At 30.2% G+C, this 2,598-nt stretch carries 2 protein-coding genes; both read left to right on the forward strand.

Features of this window, described 5'->3' with window-relative positions:
* Positions 1-1,111, forward strand: a 1,111-nt coding sequence (locus ACKI2P_RS11015; RefSeq protein WP_407377562.1) for an McrB family protein, incomplete at its 5' end; no start/stop codon positions are given.
* Positions 1,108-2,439 (forward strand): LlaJI family restriction endonuclease, encoded by a 1,332-nt coding sequence (locus ACKI2P_RS11020; RefSeq protein ID WP_407377563.1) that lies wholly within the window; start codon positions 1,108-1,110, stop codon positions 2,437-2,439. The genes ACKI2P_RS11015 and ACKI2P_RS11020, both read left to right, overlap by 4 nt.
* Positions 2,440-2,598: the final 159 nt, after the last annotated feature.

Below are 2,598 nucleotides of genomic sequence, written 5' to 3' on the forward strand. Positions count from 1 at the left end.
TTATATGGATTCAAATTTATCATACAATGAGTTTATAACTAATTTATCTGAGGAATACTCATTTGAAAACTTCGATATTTCTGATATAAAAGTTTTCGATGAATTTAGTCATTGGATTTGTGCTATTGATGATTATTTATGGTCTAAAAAAGTTAATATATTGCCATTGAATATCTTAAGGAGCAGTAAAAGGCCAATTTATGAATCTGATAAAAAACGTAATTTAATTTATTTTGGAGCGCCCGGAACTGGAAAATCATTTAACTTAAATAAGGACAAAAATAAGTTGCTTGAAGACTTTGAAGATAATTATGAGAGAGTAACTTTCCATCCCGATTACTCATATGCAAACTTTGTTGGGATGTTCAAACCTTATCCTGATGGAGATAATATAGTTTATAAGTATGTCCCAGGACCATTTATGAGAATTCTTAAAAAAGCTTTGGAAAATCCTGACAAACCATACCTGCTTTTAATTGAAGAAATCAACCGTTCTAATGTTGCAGCTGTTTTTGGTGATATATTTCAATTATTGGATCGCGATGAAAATAATGAATCAATTTATCCGATTGATTCAACTGAAGATATGATGTTATACTTACAGGAGGATAAAATCAAACTTCCTTCAAATCTATTCATTTGGGCAACCATGAACTCAGCAGACCAGGGAGTCTTTCCGATGGACACTGCCTTTAAAAGAAGATGGGATTTCCAATATTTCAGCATCAACAACAATGAGGGTTTAATTGAAAACATCAATGTAAATCTAAACCACATCAAAGTCAACTGGAACGACCTCAGAAAAGCAATAAACGATGAATTATTGTCATACAAAATCAATGAAGATAAACTTATGGGGCCGTTTTTTGCATTTACTGAATTCATGGATAAAGACATTGATGAAGAAACATTCAAAGATATATTCAAAAATAAAATTATCATGTATTTGTTTGAAGATGCTGCTAAATCAAAAAGAAACGATCTTTTCAGTGGAGCTCGAAAAAACGAATCATACATCACATACTCCAAAATCTGTGAAGAGTTTGACAAAATGGGCCTTGAAATATTCTGTGACAATATCAAATCCCAATTCATAAGTGAGGACGAATGAAAACAATCTATATTCAAGAGCTTAAAGCCTACTCTAAAATTAAACTCCTGGAACTTTTAAATCATGATGAAAAAGCTTTTAATAAGCTTTTAGCTTATGCTATCATAAAAAATGAAAAGGATATTTATCATTTTAGGTTTGTTGGTGTAATCATCATAGATAATCTGGTCATTAATGTCTATCCAAAATACATTCCTGAAAATAAATTTAAAAAAAGCGATTTTAAACAAGTTTTAAAAGTTATAAAAAAGTATAACTCATTTAATTATGATTTGGAATATCAAAATGAAAATTTAGAAGACATTTCATACAATCAGCTGTCAATGATGATATTTTTCTTAGAGGACTATTTTGAAAACGGATTATATTCAAATATCCAAAACATCCTGGAAGTCAACGGAAATGGTGAAATCGACTGGAACCGTACAATTAACTACACTAATCCGATCATAAAAGACAGTAAACCTTACTATGTTGAACTTTACACAAAACGTAAAATCGATGATTTGTTTGATTATTTCAGATTATTGCATGAATATATCATAACAGAATGTTCCAAAAAATTGGAAAAAGCGGGTTTGATGGATTTATTTGACCTGACTCCTGTTGAGCTGTCTTCTAAAAATCTGGATGATTTCGGTGAAACCAGTATAATTTTAGAAAACCTTGAAAAGGAATTGCACCTTCAGTTTAATACTCAAAAAATCAGGCTTTTAAAATCAATGCATGCCTATCTAAGTGAGAAAAACTCTTTTTCAGATAAAAACTACTTGACTGTTTATGGAACAAGCACTTATCATGAAATCTGGGAGGCAGTGTGCTCAAAAGTATTTAAAAATAAACTATATAAACCGTTTAAAAATCTTAAAATAAATTCTGCATCTTCCGATACAATAATGAATCTTATCAAAAAGCCGAAATGGGTTTTAAAAAGCGGCAAATATCATGAAGCACGTAAATCCTTTGAACCGGATATTGTAACTTTTGATGATGAAACCTTCTATATTCTGGATGCCAAATATTACAAATTGAAATTCGATGAGGGTACTCTGGATGGCCATCCGGGTCTTGGTGACATTACAAAGCAATACATCTACCAGTTGGCTTTAAATGATTTTGTTGCGGATAATCACTTTAAAAATGTTAAAAACGCATTTCTCTTCCCTAAATATGATGGTGAAATTGAGAATTTAGGCCATATTGAAATAGAAATACTTTCTAATTTAAATTTGGAAAACATCCAGGTCATTATGCTTCCGGCAGAAAAAATATATCAGTATTACCTGGAAATTAAGAAAATTAACGTTTCCTCTTTGGAGTTAAACTAAAAAGTCATTTTGACCAATACAGTACCAAACTAAATGTTGAATAAATACAGTTTACAGGTTATTTTAAATAATGGATATGTATGTTAAATGAAATCGAAAACAATACTATAAAGAGTTTGATTAAAAAATTAAAAAGATATTCTCAGTTTGATGATGCTC

The sequence above is a fragment of the Methanobrevibacter sp. genome (genome assembly GCF_045541095.1).
In the GTDB taxonomy this organism is placed as follows: domain Archaea; phylum Methanobacteriota; class Methanobacteria; order Methanobacteriales; family Methanobacteriaceae; genus Methanocatella.